This window comes from Neptuniibacter sp. CAU 1671 (assembly GCF_029222905.1).
Lineage (GTDB): Bacteria > Pseudomonadota > Gammaproteobacteria > Pseudomonadales > Balneatricaceae > Neptuniibacter.
Genome location: NZ_JARHUE010000006.1, coordinates 1 through 15,044 on the forward strand (window position 1 = coordinate 1; position 15,044 = coordinate 15,044).

The 15,044-nt window shown below is 49.2% G+C and carries 14 protein-coding genes and 1 rRNA gene; 8 read left to right on the top strand and 7 right to left on the bottom strand.

The window, feature by feature from the left end; all coding sequences use genetic code 11:
- Nucleotides 1–116: ribosomal RNA gene (gene rrf / locus P2G53_RS10965) — 5S ribosomal RNA — on the top strand.
- Between the two features lie 387 nt (nt 117–503).
- Here rrf and P2G53_RS10970 read toward each other — a convergent pair.
- Nucleotides 504–1,205, bottom strand: coding sequence for a mobilization protein MobD (locus tag P2G53_RS10970; protein ID WP_275817152.1), 702 nt, complete (start codon nt 1,203–1,205; stop codon nt 504–506).
- A 281-nt stretch (nt 1,206–1,486) separates the two neighbouring features.
- Nucleotides 1,487–2,386, bottom strand: coding sequence for a LysR family transcriptional regulator (locus P2G53_RS10975; RefSeq protein WP_275817154.1), 900 nt, complete (start codon nt 2,384–2,386; stop codon nt 1,487–1,489).
- A gap of 116 nt (nt 2,387–2,502) precedes the next feature.
- Between P2G53_RS10975 and P2G53_RS10980 the strand changes: the two genes are divergently transcribed.
- The 3 genes from P2G53_RS10980 to fabI all read left to right on the top strand — a co-directional run bounded on the left by P2G53_RS10980 (nt 2,503) and on the right by fabI (nt 4,545).
- The gene (locus P2G53_RS10980) at nt 2,503–3,060 is read left to right on the top strand and encodes a pyridoxamine 5'-phosphate oxidase family protein (protein ID WP_275817156.1); all 558 of its coding nucleotides are present in this window, start codon (nt 2,503–2,505) and stop codon (nt 3,058–3,060) included.
- 16 nt (nt 3,061–3,076) lie between these two features.
- Complete coding sequence (locus tag P2G53_RS10985; RefSeq protein WP_275817158.1) at nt 3,077–3,670, top strand: glutathione S-transferase; 594 nt, start codon at nt 3,077–3,079, stop codon at nt 3,668–3,670.
- A gap of 119 nt (nt 3,671–3,789) precedes the next feature.
- Complete coding sequence (gene fabI, locus P2G53_RS10990) at nt 3,790–4,545, top strand: enoyl-ACP reductase FabI (protein WP_275817455.1); 756 nt, start codon at nt 3,790–3,792, stop codon at nt 4,543–4,545.
- A gap of 1 nt (nt 4,546) precedes the next feature.
- Here fabI and pyrE read toward each other — a convergent pair whose 3' ends face one another.
- The gene (gene pyrE / locus P2G53_RS10995; RefSeq protein WP_275817160.1) at nt 4,547–5,188 is read right to left on the bottom strand and encodes an orotate phosphoribosyltransferase; all 642 of its coding nucleotides are present in this window, start codon (nt 5,186–5,188) and stop codon (nt 4,547–4,549) included.
- A 270-nt stretch (nt 5,189–5,458) separates the two neighbouring features.
- Here pyrE and P2G53_RS11000 point away from each other — a divergent pair, with 270 nt between their 5' ends.
- On the top strand, nt 5,459–6,232 hold the full coding sequence (locus tag P2G53_RS11000) for an exodeoxyribonuclease III (RefSeq protein ID WP_275817162.1): 774 nt from the start codon (nt 5,459–5,461) through the stop codon (nt 6,230–6,232).
- 54 nt (nt 6,233–6,286) lie between these two features.
- Here P2G53_RS11000 and rph read toward each other — a convergent pair whose 3' ends face one another.
- Nucleotides 6,287–7,060, bottom strand: a complete 774-nt coding sequence (rph, locus tag P2G53_RS11005) for a ribonuclease PH (RefSeq protein ID WP_275817164.1) — start codon at nt 7,058–7,060, stop codon at nt 6,287–6,289.
- 217 nt (nt 7,061–7,277) lie between these two features.
- Between rph and P2G53_RS11010 the strand changes: the two genes are divergently transcribed.
- On the top strand, nt 7,278–8,141 hold the full coding sequence (locus P2G53_RS11010; RefSeq protein ID WP_275817166.1) for a YicC/YloC family endoribonuclease: 864 nt from the start codon (nt 7,278–7,280) through the stop codon (nt 8,139–8,141).
- 215 nt (nt 8,142–8,356) lie between these two features.
- Here the strand turns inward: P2G53_RS11010 and P2G53_RS11015 are convergent, their stop codons facing one another.
- The 3 genes from P2G53_RS11015 to P2G53_RS11025 are packed head-to-tail and all read right to left on the bottom strand — an operon-like array spanning nt 8,357 to nt 13,485.
- Nucleotides 8,357–11,011, bottom strand: a complete 2,655-nt coding sequence (locus tag P2G53_RS11015; protein ID WP_275817168.1) for a DEAD/DEAH box helicase family protein — start codon at nt 11,009–11,011, stop codon at nt 8,357–8,359.
- Nucleotides 11,011–12,525, bottom strand: coding sequence for a site-specific DNA-methyltransferase (locus P2G53_RS11020; protein ID WP_275817170.1), 1,515 nt, complete (start codon nt 12,523–12,525; stop codon nt 11,011–11,013). The genes P2G53_RS11015 and P2G53_RS11020 overlap by 1 nt, the downstream gene beginning before the upstream one ends.
- 18 nt (nt 12,526–12,543) lie before the next feature.
- A complete protein-coding gene (locus tag P2G53_RS11025) occupies nt 12,544–13,485 on the bottom strand; it encodes an Abi family protein (RefSeq protein WP_275817172.1) in 942 nt (313 codons plus the stop codon).
- Between the two features lie 878 nt (nt 13,486–14,363).
- On the opposite strand from P2G53_RS11025, the gene P2G53_RS11030 reads away from it, so the two are divergent.
- Both P2G53_RS11030 and P2G53_RS11035 read left to right on the top strand, forming a co-directional pair.
- Nucleotides 14,364–14,639, top strand: a complete 276-nt coding sequence (locus tag P2G53_RS11030) for an STAS domain-containing protein (protein ID WP_275817174.1) — start codon at nt 14,364–14,366, stop codon at nt 14,637–14,639.
- Nucleotides 14,640–14,680: 41 nt separating this feature from the next.
- Nucleotides 14,681–15,043: a response regulator gene (locus P2G53_RS11035; protein WP_275817176.1), complete on the top strand. Its 363-nt coding sequence runs from the start codon at nt 14,681–14,683 to the stop codon at nt 15,041–15,043.
- Nucleotide 15,044 lies beyond the last annotated feature (1 nt).

Sequence of the window (15,044 nt, forward strand, 5' to 3'; positions counted from 1 at the left end):
CTTGGCGACCATAGAGTTGTGGAACCACCTGAATCCATCCCGAACTCAGACGTGAAACGCAACATCGCCGATGGTAGTGTGGGGCTTCCCCATGTGAGAGTAGGTCATCGCCAAGCACCTAATGTAAAAGAAAGGGTCATCCTAAGGGATGGCCCTTTTTTTATATTCGGCGTGATGATCTGCTGTTACTGCAAAGGGGCATGTGACCACCTCTGCTCCGCAGGAGCGAGGATGGAAGCGCCAAAGGCGTCGCGCAGCGATTGAAAGCATAGCTTTCAACTTAATGTAAGTCATCGCCATACCCATAGGGCATAAATACCCCTAGGGCACCTAGAGCACCTAATATTAAAAAACCCCAATCGCTCACGCGGTTGGGGTTTTTTATTGCGGTTGAGACAGTGCGAGAACATGGAGCCTATGTACCCACGGGGCATAAATGATTAAACAAAAAAAACTGACTGTTACCAATCAGAGCTATGTATTACATCGGCTTAGACCGTTACTTAAAGGCCATTACAGACCTGATCAATAACGGCATATGATTTGCGCAACCAGACTTTGGTGCGCTGGCGTTCCATCAGGCTGAGATGCTCAATACTGCTGTCTTTTAGATTCTCCGCACCCCAGAAGCTGAAATTGAGTGCATCAATTTTATGCATGGTTTCTCCATGCAGTGCGGGTAAGGTCGCTTGTACTAATCTGTCGCTACCCAATTCCATAGCGCTATTTACAATGTTTTCGACGGCTTCGAAACTGTTGCCCCGGCCTCTGTTCTTAATAACGATGCAGCGCATCCGGGTTCCGTATTTCTGAATAAAGTTTTCCAGCAGTTTGGCGGAATCCATTCCATCATCAACGATGTACCAATACACAAACGGCAGCTCTAACTCTTCACACATATCCAGTACGCCATTTTCTTCTATCCAACGATCCAGAAAACGTTCACTTTGTGCGGGTAGATCTACAACCACGTGATGATCGTCTTCTACCGCTACCTCCATGATTGCATCCGTACTTTCAAAATAATCGAGGTTAATAGGCTGGGTAAACTCAGCATAAAAACGGCTCAGCGTGGCATGGGACTGATCGGCATCCAGGCCTACAAAAGGCAGGTTCTGATCAATAAAGTATTGAGACAATAAGCGTGAAAGGACGGATTTACCCACCCCTCCTTTTTCTCCGCCGACAAAATGTATAGTACTCATGCTGAAAATTCCTGTAGGTAAATAATTGCAATGCCGTGTTGAGTCAGCCGGTCTTTAAAACGTAAACGCAATTGCGCGTACACATATTGGCCCTGCTCGAAACATAAAAACACGTACAGGCTCAATGGGTGAAACTATGGGTACATTTGACTGCTCTGAGTGACAGTGTATTGCGGGTGGTACTAAATTGCAGTGTAATTTTGCTGCGGCGCAATAGATAAAGCGGGTTACTGAATAAATTCAGGCTAAATTGCTGTTTCAACGTGGCCGGTTTTTGATAGCTAGAGGTGTGCAAGCCTCTGCTGTAATCTCGGTAATAACCACTCTATCAGGGCCCGTACACGTTTTGAGAGCAGACGTGAATGGGGGTATATGAGATTAACCGGCAGCGGTGCTGGCTCGTAATTCTCCAGTAGAAGGGAGAGCTCCTGGTGCTTCAGGGCATCACTGATCTGGTATAGGAGAAAACGGCTACACCCCAGTCCTTTTTTACAGGCGTCCTGTGCACTATCGACTTGGTTGGTGACCAGCCTGGGTTGAATCGACACAGAGATCTGTTTGTTATTCTCTAAAAAAGTCCACTCTGCTGCAGCATTGAGCGGGGTTAACTGAATACATTGATGTTGGTTCAGGGCTTCAGGTGTTTCAGGTGCTCCGTGCCTGGCTAAATATGCAGGACTTGCGCAGATGACCTGGCGCATCTCTCCTACTGCTCGGCCAATCAGGTTTGAGTTTTGCAGGTGTCCAATTCTTACTGCGAGATCAACGCCTTCTTCCAGCAGGTCTACTGGCCGGTCCAATAACATGAGTTCTATCTGGGTTTTAGGGAATTGGTTCAGAAAGTCATTTATCAATGGCGCTACGTGCATCCGGCCAAAAGTAGTGGGTGCGGTCAGGGTTATTTTTCCAACGGGCTCTGCTGCGCGTTCGGCAAGGCTTGCTTCTGCCTCAGCGATTTCGCTGAGAATATTCTGGCACCGTGCCAGATACTCACGGCCCTCATCCGTTAGGGCAATGTGTCGGGTGCTCCGGTTTAGCAGGCGTACATTGAGGTGGCTCTCTAGTGCCGCAAGTGTGCGTACTACCGATGTGAGCGAGGTGTTGAGTTGATGGGCTGCCCCTGTCAGGCTCCCGTTCTGAACAATCTGGACAAAAACTTCCATCCCTTTCAGCTTATTCATGCTGTTATATCTCGTCTATTACACCGGTTATCGGTTTTTAATGATTACATAAAGTCTATTTATTGCGAATGCCGTTGTGTTGATACTGATCTAAATTCAATATGGTTTATTTTTTTATGCAGTTCAGTGATATCAGTTTCACTTCATCCGTCTTGAAGACCCAATGTGAAAAGGGCACTCGCGAACGTGTGGCTAAGCGGGTTTCCCGGCAGCCGGCCAGAGATAGGCTGGGTCCGCAAGAACAGCAGTTTATTTTGCAGCGGGACAGCTTTTACATGGCCTCTGTCAATTCAGATGGATGGCCGTATGTACAGCATCGCGGTGGAAAACCCGGATTTCTGCAGGTTCTCAATTCCACCACCCTGTCTTTTGTTGAAGCTCCGGGAAATGGCGAGTATGTGAGCCTGGGCAATCTGCGGGATAACCCGCGAGTCGCCTTGATTTTGATGGATTACCCCAATCGTCGACGCCTCAAAATTTTTGGTTGTGCATCTATGGTAGAAGCTGAACAGGGCGCTATTCACTGTGTCATTGAGTTAAAGGCATTTGACTGGAATTGCGCACAATTTATTACGCCGCGCTTCAGTGAAGCCGTGGTGGAGGAGTTGATAGACCCCCTTAAACGTCGCATCCAGGAATTGGAACAGCAATTATTCACTCGTCAAAGTGATTGATAATAAGGAGAAAATAATGAAATTGTATGATCTTGAGTTGTCTGGTAACTGCTATAAAGTCAGGCTTTTTGCTGCGCTGACAGGTGTTCCGCTGGAGGTGATTCCGGTTGATTTTCTGGCAGGCGAGCATAAACAGCCGCATATGCTTGCGATGAATCCTTGGGGAGAAATCCCAATCCTGGTGGATGGTGATGTTGTTTTACGGGATGCACAGGCGATTCTGGTGTATATCGCTAAAAACAATGATCTCGAGGCATGGTTGCCCTCTAATCCTGCAGAGATGGCTGAAGTTGTGCAATGGTTATCGACCGCGGCGAATGAGATTCAGCATGGCCCTAATTCAGCCCGACTGGTTGATAAATTTGGTTATGCGCTTGATAAACAAACGACATTAAAGACATCAGAAAGAATTTTGTCATTACTTGAGCAACATCTCAGTCAGCATGACTGGTTGGCGCTGAACCGGCCTACGATAGCCGATTGTGCTGTCATGCCTTATGTTGCGCTGGCGCCGGAAGGAGGTGTCTCACTGACGCCGTATCCGGCGGTTCAGCGTTGGATTGAGCGTATTCGTCAGTTACCTGGATTTATTTCAATGCCGGGAATCTAATTCCGTTATTGTCGTTATGCTGCACCGCACCTAATATACTTCTCCTGAATAATAATTCGCTCTGACCCTGGGTCTCAGAGCAGTCCATTTGTCAGAAGAAGGGGATTGTAGTGCAGTTAATGGCGGGTAAGAAAATACTGATTGTGGGGATTGCTAACGATAAAAGCATTGCGTACGGCTGCGCGAAACAGCTGAAAGCGCAAGGGGCTGAGTTAGCAATTACCTATCTGAATGCGAAAGCGGAACCCTATGTGCGTCCTTTGGCAGAGGCGCTTGAGGCCGATATTTTTCTGCCGTTGGATGTAACAGTGCCTGCGCAGATGGATGCGGTGTTTGCTGCCATTGCAGAACAGTGGGGTGAGTTGCATGGCCTGGTGCACTCACTGGCATTCTGCCCGCTGGATGATCTGCATGCGCCAATCTCGGCCTGTAGCCGGGACGGTTTCCTGCAAGCGATGGACGTGTCCTGTTATTCCTTTATTGATCTTGCAGCCAGAGCCAGGGTGTTGATGAAAAACGGTGGCTCTATGATCAATTTTTCATATCTGGGCAGCGCGCTGGCCACCGGTGATTACAACATCATGGGATGTGCCAAAGCGGCGTTGGAAGCTTCCACGCGTTACCTGGCGCGGGATCTTGGCTCAGAGCATATTCGCGTTAACTGCATCTCGCCGGGCACAATTCCGACCCGGGCCGCAGGCGGCATAAAGGATTTTGATGCGATGCTGGAGTATAACCAGCACCGTGCAGTGGATGGCCTGTTGCCCACCATCGAGGAAGTGGGCAACGCGGCGCTGTATTTTCTGAGTGATCTTTCTAAGGGTGTGACCGGCAGTATTCATTATGTCGATCACGGCGTGAATATTATCGGTTAGCTCAGATCCCGTACTGATCCCGATAGGTGCGAATCGCTGCCAGATGTTCGGGGTCGGTACCGGTTTCCTCAAGGTATTCGATCAGATCGGCCAGAGAGATAATGCTGACAACCGGCATGTTGTAATCGCGCTCGACTTCCTGAATCGCGGACAGTTCGCCCTGGCCTTTTTCCTGACGGTTCAGGGCGATAACCACGCCAGCGGGTTGGGCGCCGGCCTGATCAATGATCGCCATCACTTCACGAATGGCGGTACCTGCAGTGATAACATCATCGATAATCAGTGCTTTTCCCTGCAACGGTGCGCCCACAAGCGTGCCGCCTTCACCGTGATCTTTTGCTTCCTTGCGATTGAAGACGTAAGGCACGTCACGCTGATGCTGATCGTACAGGGCAACGGCGGTTGTGGCGGCCAGAGGAATGCCTTTGTAGGCGGGACCAAGCAACACATCGAAGCTGAGCTTTGAATCTGTGATGGCCTGGGCGTAAAAACGACCCAGTTTCGCCAATGCGGCACCGCTATTGAACAGTCCTGCATTGAAAAAATAGGGACTGGTGCGGCCTGATTTCAGCGTAAACTCGCCAAAGCGCAGTACTTTCTGGGCGATGGCAAATTCAATAAACTCGCGCTGATAATCATGCATTGTGTTACTCCTGCTTTGGGCATAAATAAAATGCCTATTCTACCAGCCTGCTCTGCTTATCGGGATGCAGGTGACGGCAAAAAATTTCAATTTAAAGCAGTTCACTATACAATCCGCAGATGGGGGAGAGTATAAACCCTTCTTTTGTTATGACTTTATCTTCATTTTCTGAGTGGCGACTTGCCTAAAGGTGGATCGAAATCCCCTGACATACCAGAAAATGATCTGAAGGATCTCATTTCTCGGGCCTTGGGACAGGATCAGAAATATATGCGAGTCATCACCTTCAATACACAGGGTATTGAACTGGCTACTGAGCTTGGCTTATTCGACTGGCTGGTTCAGCAGAATGCGGATGTAATTTGTCTGCAGAATCTCAAAGCCAAGGAGTATCAGCTGGATGACGAGCGGTACCATCCCGAGGGCTATAATGCTTATTTCTTTGATGCCTGGGAAGACGGGTACAGTGGCGTCGCCATTTATACCAAACACCTGCCCAAAGCGATCATGACCGGGCTGGGTTTTGAGCTGTGTGACCAGCATGGCCGTTTTATCCAAGCCGACTTCGAACATGTCAGTGTCAGTTCTTTGTGTGTGCCTTCCGGCCTCAAAGGTGAAGATGCCCAGGCGGCAAAAGAAGCCTTTATGGATGGTCTGCTGGGACACTTCAGAAAAACCCTGCGCAAGCGCCGTGAATTTATCTTCTGCGGTAGCCTGAACATCGCACATAAAACCGTTGATCTCAGCAACTGGTATGCAAACCAGACCGTGTCCGGCTTTCTGCCTCACGAGCGTGAGTGGATGGATGAAATCTTTGAAGAGATGGGCTTTGTTGATGCGTTTCGTGAGCTCAACAAAGCGGAACGTCAGTTTACCTGGTGGCCTGATTACAACCGTGCGCGTTCTCTTAATGAGGGTGCCCGTCTGGATTACCAGATCACTACCGCAAATCTACGCAAAACCATCAAAAATGCACGCATCTTCCGTGAAAAATCGTTCAGTGAGCATGCGCCGTTGATTATCGATTACGATGTGCCGATGTAAGTTTGAATCGCTGGAAATAAAAAAGGAGCCTTGTGGCTCCTTTTTTAATGTCGATCAGTTTTGTGCCAGGGCATCCTGTTGTGCGGCGAGTAGCTCCTGAATCCCTTTTTGGGCCAGAGCCAGCATGGCGTTGAGTTCGTCCTGCGTATAGGGCGCACCCTCTGCCGTACCCTGAACTTCAACAAAGCCACCCAGGGATGTCATCACCACATTCATGTCCGTTTCGGCTTTACAGTCTTCGGCGTAATCCAGATCCAGGACTGGCTCGCCCTCAAAAATGCCCACGGATACGGCTGCAATCGCGTATTTGATAGGGTCACCTTTCATAGCACCGTTTTTATCCTGCTTGAGCACATTAATGGCGTCCTGAAGTGCGACAAACGCACCAGTGATCGCCGCGGTGCGGGTGCCGCCGTCGGCCTGCAGGACATCACAGTCGATGGTGATGGTGTTTTCACCCAGTTTATTCAGGTCCAGACTGGCGCGCAGCGAGCGGCCGATCAGGCGCTGAATTTCAACCGTCCGCCCGCCCTGTTTGCCGCGGGCAGCTTCCCGGTCATTACGGGTGGTTGTGGCACGGGGCAGCATACCGTATTCCGCCGTGACCCAGCCTTGACCGGAACCGCGCAGGAAACGAGGTACGCCTCTGTCCACGGTGGCGGTACAGAGGACACGGGTATCACCAAATTCAACCAGCACCGAGCCTTCAGCGTGTTTAGTAAAGTGACGGGTAATTTTGATGGGGCGCAACTGGTCGGGTGCGCGACGGCTGGGTCTTAATTTAGACAGGCCAAGGTTTTGCAGCTGTTCAGAGATTGATGAACTCATGCGGATCCCTTAGGGTTGCTCGCCATGGGCAGGATGCCAGAGGACGAATCACTCAAGTATGAATGGCGGCATTCTAAATCATCCGGCCCCGTATTGGCAGCGTACCTTTAGTTACCCTGACATAGAGCAGTAAATTGTGGGTTCTGTTTGTTACACTTGTCGGGCCAATGAGTTTTGGCTCAGGCACCACCGGTCAGCCAACAAAGAGATACGATGTATGACGAAAAGTATGACAGCCTTCGCCCGACAGGATGCCGAGTATGCATGGGGTTCCATCAGTTGGGAGATCCGATCAGTCAATCATCGTTACCTTGAACCCCATCTGCGGTTGCCTGACAACCTGCGCGACATTGAGCCTGTGCTGCGTGAAAAGCTGCGTAAGTCTCTTAATAGGGGCAAAGTTGAATGCACCCTGCGGTTTTTCCCGGAAGCCAGTCTGCAACAGCTGGTGATCAATGAAGAGTATGCGCGTCAGGTGGTGGCTGCGGCAGAACAGGTCCAACGTCTGATTGCGGGCAATGCGCCCCTGGATGCGCTTGAAGTGTTGCGTTGGCCCGGGGTATTGCAGGATGTAAAGCTGGATATGGAGGCGGTCAAGACCGCTGCGGTAGTACTGTTTGATAAGGCGTTAACGGATTTGACCAATGGCCGCCGACGGGAAGGTCAGGAGCTGGCCCAGTTAATAGAGCAACGCCTGGTGGCCATCAGTGACATTGTCGATCTGGTCAGAGCGCAGATGCCAACGATTCTTTCAAACCAGCGTGACACGCTTGCCCAGCGAATCGCGGAGTTGAAAGTTGATCTTGATGAAGCGCGGCTCGAACAGGAAGTGGTACTGTTAGCCCAAAAAGCGGACGTCGATGAAGAGATGGATCGCTTAAATACCCATGTGCAGGAAGTACGCCGGATACTGCAGCAAAATGGACCGGTTGGGCGACGCCTGGACTTCCTGATGCAGGAATTAAACCGTGAGGCGAATACACTGTCGTCTAAATCCATCGTCTCCGGAACGACGCAAAGCGCTGTTGAATTGAAGGTACTGATTGAGCAGATGCGTGAGCAGATCCAGAATATCGAGTGATGTTCAACTGATATTCGTCAAACACCAGTGAATATGTAAAGCCCCAATATTAGGGGCTTTTTTATTTCTTTGGTTTGTGGCGATTCATTGTAAAAGAGATATATGGCTCGTTAGTTACCCAAATTCAGCTGTGGACTTTGAGGAGGAAGCCGGTGCAGTTAAAGGGCGCGAATGCATCCCCTTGGAGTTCTGGTAATAACTGTACAGAATGAACATCAGCTGGAAATTAGAGCATCAATTTGCTGATAGACATTGCGCCCTTGATCGTCTGTCTCAACAGCCATTAAGAACAAACATTTACCTTGGCTGCTTTCAGCCCAGCGTAAGCCAACAGCGTTCTTGACCCTGGAGTCGTCGTTACTGCGGTAGACCGCACCCTTGTACTCCACTACCAGTGTTCGACCATCGTTAAGCTCGACGACAAAATCTGGATAGAACCACCCTTTTGAGAGTGGAAGCCTGAACGAAGCCTGCTGTCGATCCACAAGGTTGCGAACCCAGTGTTTAATTTGGCTATTAGCATCAATTGCTTGAGCGCAAAGAAATTCTTCACCATCTACTTTTAGGTCTTCGATGTAGGGGTAATAGTGCTTCCTAAATTTATATCCACCGGAATAATATGGAGGGCGTGCGGGATAGAGGCCGGGGAAGAATTCGTAGCTGTAGTCAAAGCAGCTTTTCATCGGCAGAGTATTTTCGAACAGCGCCTGCTGGAAGCCTTGGCTCGATGCCCTCTCCTGCAAAATTGCCAGGCGTTGGCGAATCGCCTTAACCAGAAGGAACTTGCTGCGTAGCAGTGCGGTTAGGCTAATGCCTCGCTCTTGGGTGAGATGTGAAAGGGTTTTCACCACAAAGGCATGCAGTACCGACTGGTTTAAATAGTGGGTCCGTAATTCTCGATCCAGCCAGCGCGCTAGATCATCTTCACTAATGTCAGTAGCGACCATGTTCAGATTATAAACGGCCTTTTCTTCGGCAACCTGATAGCTGACTTTTTTACCCTCCATATCCACTTCAAACGTAGTGGCGTTTTCTTGCAGGCTAAAGCCGGGCAGCTCAATGGTGAAATTCAAGGGTGACCAGTCACCATTCAAAAATAGAAAGGATTCCGGTTCTAACAATTCCAGCTCGCCTTGCTGTTGAAGACAGAGCTGAGGCAAAGGTGCAAAAGGCACCCCCTGTTCAGAAGGTGATTTACTGGCTTCAATGCGGGCATTGTGTTGCTCAATCAGCTCCAAGGTTTCTTTTTTTTCTTTGCCTTTTAAGCTTTTACTGATGCAGGATTGTAGCTTTTCATCCACTTGACCTTTCACCTCAAGGGTAAAGCCCTCATTAGTTTCGGTCAGTCGCATGGAATCTGAAAGAGACAGCTCATTTTCATCCAGCGCTGGCCGTGTTGAGAGTTGCAGGGTAAGCGGCGGCTCTGGCTGATGTGTAGGTGTTTGGTCAGAGAACAAATCATCCGCATCGCCGTGTCGAATATGGGCAGGTACTTCCATTGCCTCAAAACCCATATTAATGAGGTTATCCGTCAGTGATTTAGCCACTTGTGCAAAGCCGGGGGAAGCTAGATGAGCATACGCACGGTTTAGCGCTTCTACTGGACGGCGTTTGGCAAAGGGCATCCGTAGTACACGGCCTAGCAGCTGCTCTGCATCTTTGTTCGAACGGATATCTCTGACAGAGCAAAACACATAGGCAAAGGGGCAGTCCCAGCCTTCTTTGAGGGCTTCGACGGTGATAATCAGCTCTATAGGGCAGCTGGGTGAAAGCAGATTAAGGCCATCCAGCTCCCGTTGGGTGCCAGTGACTACCGCGATTTTCTGCTCGTCGATATTCTGCTCATTGATCAGAAAATCCCGCAGTCTTTCCCAGGGCACTTCGCCGTTTTTCTTGTCTGCCTGAAACAGCACGATGGGGCGAATATAGTCCGGGTCTTTTTGTGCTTCGGTATTGAGTTTGGTGCGGGTCAGTACCGCATCACGCACGGCTTCCTGCCAGTCTTTATGCTCGGTCAGCATAATCGGCAGCTTGATCATTTCCTCTGCTTTCAATTCAGCTGCCGTGACATGAAAAAGCACGTTTGACGCCGAGGTTGTGGATTGATCCGGCGTGGCGGTAAATTCCACCACACAAGCCGGATGTACTCGTTTCAGGGTTTCAAAGGTCAGTGGGGTGCGGGCGTTATGGGCTTCATCCATAATTACCAGCGGGCGTTTTAGGGCTAGTAGATTGGCGAAAGAGTATTTGATCTTGCCCAGTTGTGCCGGGCCTAAGCCTTGCTCTTGCAGGTCAGATTCAACTACCCGCTCAAGGTTAGGGGTGTTAGGATCAATCCCGGAAAAATGTGGTTCAAAATCTTCATGGTAGGCGTAGATTTTGCGGTCGCCGGTATTAGTGACGCGCAGGTTCGCCAGCGTGGTCACCACAACAATCAGTTGCGAGCCAATATCTTGCGGACGAATCTGGGTGACTTCATCGGCATCTAATACCCGCACCCGTTGATCAAAGGCACGATCCAGCTCGACCCGGTAGGGGTGGCCGGGGGTTTTCAGGGCTTCGAGGGTTTGTTGCTGGATGGTGTTAGTGGGCACCAGCCAGAGCACGATGGGGTAATCCTGTTCTAAATAAGCGCGGGCGGCGACTTTAACCGTGTGTGAACCCAACACAGTTTTACCGCCGCCGGTGGGCAGGCGTAGGCACACATAGGGTACTTCGGCAAAATCGTAATGACGATAAGGCCAGGGCTGTTTGCCCTGATTGCGCAAGCTGATCTCAAAGGCTTCGGCCACAGACGAAAGGCGCGCCTGGCTTAAAAAGGCTTCCAGTGCATCCAGGGCATTTTGTTGGTAAGTCTTGAGCCGAAACATTAGCGCGTCCTTACGTCATAGGGGATTTGTTTAAAGCTGATCTGTTCTTGCGCCAGCCGTGCCGGGCCAAGACGGCTGCTTTCACCGTAAATAACCTTGGGGCCGCTATGGGTGGGCAAGCTGTCGAGAATGGTGTTAGTGAGTACATTCCCCCCCTGTGGCCGTCGATCCCCCAAAATGCCGTTATAAAGCAGATAATAGGCAGTGCCGTTATGTACACCCAAAAGGGGTGTGTCAGTTTGTTTTTGCAAAGGCTGTTTGGTTTCTAAAAACCATAGATGCGTGGCCAAATCGGCAAAGCGCACTTCCGGGCGGATAGCACCAAACTCATCAAACACACTGGGGCCTAAACGGTAATAGTGAAAGCCGCCACCGCCTTGCCAATTAACGGCTTTGGAAATACCGCCCTGTTCGCCCCCAATCACTTTGGCCAAGCGTGGCTGGCAATGGGTTTGGGCATGTTCACCCATTTCGATACCGATATAACGGCGCTTCATTTTATGGGCTACAGCAGCGGTGGTGCCGGAGCCAAGGAAGGAGTCGAGGACTAGGTCGTTGGGATTCGTAGCAATATGAAGAATTCTTTCTATAAGACGCTCAGGCTTTGGGGTGCCAAAGGATAACTCAGCAGAAAATAGTCTATGCCCTTCTCTCTTGGCTTCATCTGTGTGGCCGGCCTCATCATGTGGCCACCATGTCCAAGGAACCATTCCTTCTACTTCATTGAGAAACTGCTTTCTCGAAGGGATGGCATTCCCATCTTTGCCAAAATAGATTCTGTCGTTTTTAAGTAACTCGTTATATTTTGACTCTATGATCTTCCAGCATGAACCAGCTGGCGGAATATGTTTTTTACCATTAGGAGCAGTAATCTCATACATTTGGTTTGGCCTGTAGCCTTGAGCAGAAAGGGATACCCCACGCCAAGGTCCTCGAGGGTCGTTATTATCGTTTTTGTATGGCTTTAACTGCTTTTCTCCTAACGGTAGTTTATTTCTGAGTTGTTTAAACGTATCTGGGTTTTTCGCATAAAGTAAAATGTGTTCGTGAGCCTCTCCAATGGCAGTTCTATTTTCACGAGAGTATCTTTTCTGCCAGACCATTGACGTTATAAAATTCTTCCTCCCAAATACCTCATCCATGATTACCTTTAAGTAATGGGCCTCATTGTCATCAATCGACACCCAAATACTGCCATCCTCCGCGAGTAATTCTCGTAACAATTCCAGACGGGGATAGATTATCGACAACCATTGGCTATGCTCCAGATTATCGTCGTAGTGCTCAAAGGCCGATTTGGTGTTGTACGGCGGGTCAATATAGATGCATTTTACCTGCCCGGCATAAAGCGGCAGCAGGGCTTTCAGAGCATCCAGGTTATCGCCCTCGATCAGCATATTCTGGTTATTGGGGTCACCGGCCGACAGCTCCGGCACTGCCTGCAACAAACGGTAAGGCACCTGCTTGGCGGTGTTAACGGCGGCGTCTTTATTTAACCAGTCCAGAATGGGCATGTATTAATTCCAATCAAATCAGCTATTCGTATTGTTCGTGGGTTCAGCCAGAGCCTGCTGCCAAAGCGGTAAATCCCGCCAATCTACCGGAAAGCCCATGCGCTTGGTATCCACTGGGTATTTTTCGATCAAGGCATTCAGGCGCATGGCCCAGCTTGAATCGGGGCAGATGATAGTCATCAAGTGCTGGATTACCACCAGAGTGTTGTAGATTTTATGTTCGGTTTTGTTGGCATCATCGACATAGATATTGTCTTTAAGCCCGGCGGGTTTGCCCTTGGGGAGTGGCATCTTTTTGGTGAGGTGACGGTTCCATAAGCGGTTGTGATGAGCGCAGACATTTCTTATGTAGCAGAGGTGCTCCATAAAACCCTCCAGAAACCCCTCGTCAAAGCCGTATATAGACGCAATGGCCCGTCTTACGGGATATGCTCTGAGGTTGCTGTAAAACCGGGACAGCAATCCAAGAGACATGACTTCACAGCTAACCCAGGCTGGCGGTAATGCTTCATCGTAATGGTCGTTGTAGTGCTGAATAAATACTTCGTCGCTGCGTTGTACGTGCTGCTCTAGGTCCTTAATGTCATTCAGTAGACGGTGTTCGCTTTTGCGCATGCCCTTGCTATTGATAAGGTAGCCATGAGGACCGTAAGCATGACTGATGTGATAGGCCCACTGAGTGCGAAAGGAGACTTCTATCCTTTCGATAGCGTCCAGTACGAGCAGTCTGAGCTCACGGTCGAACAGGTAATGGTCGACAATGGTCTCAAAACGGGTTTCTGGTTTAAAGTGGTGAGGTGATCTACTGGCTTCAAAAGGTAGCCAGTAGGCTTCCAACCGGTAGTAGTTCAGGTGGGATAACAGCGCTAGTGCCTGGCTTCGATCCGGGATGATCATGCCCCGAGTCAGCAGAATGTCCAGCTGTTCATCAAAGGTTTTGGCAGGCTTTTCGAATTTCATCGGCCCCCCAGAAATAAATAACCCGCCAGTTTGAGGGTATTCCGGAGAACATAGCCTGGGCGGGTATTATTGGCGCTAATTATAGGTTTGATTTGAGATTTTGCAACCGGCCTGTCTAACAAAAGCTGGCATCCTTCCTTGGAGTAAGTAGGCAATATAAGGAGATTATTACTTAGCCTGATTGAAATGCCAACCTCCTGCCTATTTGTTCACGCACTCTTACATAATCTGTCTATTGCCTATGCTGGCTAGTTAAGAATCGTTTAAATTGTGATGATACGTTGGTGGGTAAAATGTTGGGTTTTTGAAGCCTTAATCTATATTAATTTTATGCAAAACAGATAGCTAAGGTTGGTTTGTTAAAAAGATCCAGAATATTGAATAACCGCATTTGGCAGGAAGCCTGTGATCGAACATGGGCTTCCTGCCAAGCTGGTAAGGACTTGTGCGAAAGTAGTATGAAGTCCGGCGCTCATTTCTAAACCAGCAACCTCCCGCCACATCACGGCAGTACTATTCTGAGACTATTTTCAAACGCTGCTTTTAAAATTAACTGCAGCGGAAAGCCCAATTTCTGCCTGATTCCTGTCATTCTTAGACCTTGGTCGTGTATTTTTATTGATGCGAATCAGGAAACTCTAATCAACAAAGCTGTTTGGTAAAGTTCATAATGCGTATGCAAAAAAAATTGTGCTTTACTTCATTCTTAAGTGCTTAAGTATCTACTGCTGAAGCCGAAGAAACACTTATTAGCGAGTGGTTAATCAATTCATCCAGAATTGGTTATCTGGAAGGTGCTGGTTTACTGGTGACCTTTCGTTCACTTTATGAACGATTGCTGGCCTCAGGCGGTGGTTGCCGCCAGGTAAGGAATGTTTATGACCCCTGAAATGACCGTTGAACTGCCCGAAGAAATTTCGATAGAAAATGTCGCAGAGTGGAAGCAGACATTTACCGGATTATTGCAAGGAAGCAGTCCAGTACAGGTTGTGGCCAGTGCGCTCAGTCGGGTCGACACTGCAGGTGTTCAGCTCTTTGCTGTTGTTGCCCAGGCGGCTAAAGCCGCGGGTAAACCTCTGGTATGGCAACAGCCCTCTGATGCTTTGAAAACAACCGTTGCTCAGCTTGGGCTGACCCAGGTTGTGTTCAATTAAGCAAAAACTTCTTTTTTAAAAAAATCCTGGAGATTGTTCGAATGGCAACAATTCTGGTGGTTGATGACTCCGCGTCCCTTCGCAGCATGGTGACTTTCACCCTGAAGCAGGAAGGCTATTCCGTTGTGGAAGCCGGAAACGGGCAAGAGGCTCTTACCAAGGCTCAGTCGGGCCGTTTTGATCTGGTTCTTACCGATGTGAATATGCCGATTATGGATGGCATCACCTTTTGTACAGAGCTGCGCAAACTGCCGGCCTTTAAGTTTACCCCGGTGCTCATGCTGACCACAGAAAGCTCAGATGACATGAAGCAGAAAGGTAAAACTGCCGGTGCAACGGGTTGGTTGGTGAAACCGTTCAATCCTGAAAAACTGATCAGTACGATCAAGCGCGTTGTAAGGTAAT